This is a genomic window from Cohnella cellulosilytica (genome assembly GCF_042431195.1).
GTDB classification, from domain to species: domain Bacteria; phylum Bacillota; class Bacilli; order Paenibacillales; family Paenibacillaceae; genus Cohnella; species Cohnella cellulosilytica.
Window position 1 is genome coordinate 1 of sequence record NZ_JBHMDN010000074.1, and the last position, 922, is coordinate 922.

The 922-nt window shown below is 52.6% G+C and carries 2 tRNA genes and 3 rRNA genes; all 5 read left to right on the top strand.

The features are described from left to right. Positions 1 to 69, top strand: a 16S ribosomal RNA gene (locus tag ACFFT4_RS32295); the annotation flags it as partial. A gap of 147 nt (positions 70 to 216) precedes the next feature. Continuing rightward, positions 217 to 333, top strand: a 5S ribosomal RNA gene (rrf, locus tag ACFFT4_RS32300). 70 nt (positions 334 to 403) lie between these two features. Further along, positions 404 to 480: transfer RNA gene (locus ACFFT4_RS32305), tRNA-Ile, on the top strand. A gap of 22 nt (positions 481 to 502) precedes the next feature. Beyond that, positions 503 to 578 (top strand) — tRNA-Ala (locus tag ACFFT4_RS32310). Positions 579 to 829: 251 nt separating this feature from the next. Beyond that, a 23S ribosomal RNA gene (locus ACFFT4_RS32315) occupies positions 830 to 922 on the top strand; the annotation flags it as partial.

Here is a 922-nt window from a genome sequence, read left to right on the forward strand (position 1 = left end):
GGGTAGATGATTGGGGTGAAGTCGTAACAAGGTAGCCGTATCGGAAGGTGCGGCTGGATCACCTCCTTTCTAAGGAGCTCTTCGGAGCTAAAAAGACCACGGTCCAGTTGCAACCGCAAGGTTGTCAACAAAAGGAAGTGGCAAACCGTTTCTTACGCTCAAGTTCAGTTTTGAAAGAGCAATCCCGCTTAGGCGGAGAAGTCTTTCAACAACCGGTTTGGTGATGAAGGCGGAGGGGTGCCACGCGTACCCATCCCGAACACGACCGTTAAGCCCTCCAGCGCCGATGGTACTTGGACCGCAAGGTCCTGGGAGAGTAGGACGTTGCCAAGCCGGTCTTTTCTCTGATTCGAGAAGTCGAGTAGAGAAGAGCGTACAGGCCCAGCATGAAGGGGCGCAATATTGGCCTTTAGCTCAGCTGGTTAGAGCGCACCCCTGATAAGGGTGAGGTCGGTGGTTCGAGTCCACTAAGGCCAACCAAGAGGTTTAACTGTATACCCATGGGGACATAGCTCAGCTGGGAGAGCACCTGCCTTGCACGCAGGGGGTCAGGAGTTCGATCCTCCTTGTCTCCACCATCTTTACCTACGCACATCGACGACGCGTTGATGTGCGGGAGAGAACCTTGTACCTTGAAAACTGGATAGCGAACCAAACGACATGAACGTCTTCGGATGAACATGTTAGCGCGAAGAAGAAGTATCGTCTTGCCTTACTAGTGTCAACTTATGCTGACGACCGAATATTGACCTTACGGCCAATATTAACGGATCGCAGCGGACTGACAACCAAAGATTATCCTTACGGCTAATCTTAGTGGTTGCAGGTAGGTTAAGCTAATAAGTGCGCACGGAGGATGCCTAGGCGCCAGGAGCCGATGAAGGACGCGACGAACCGCGATAGTGCTTCGGGGAGTTGTAAG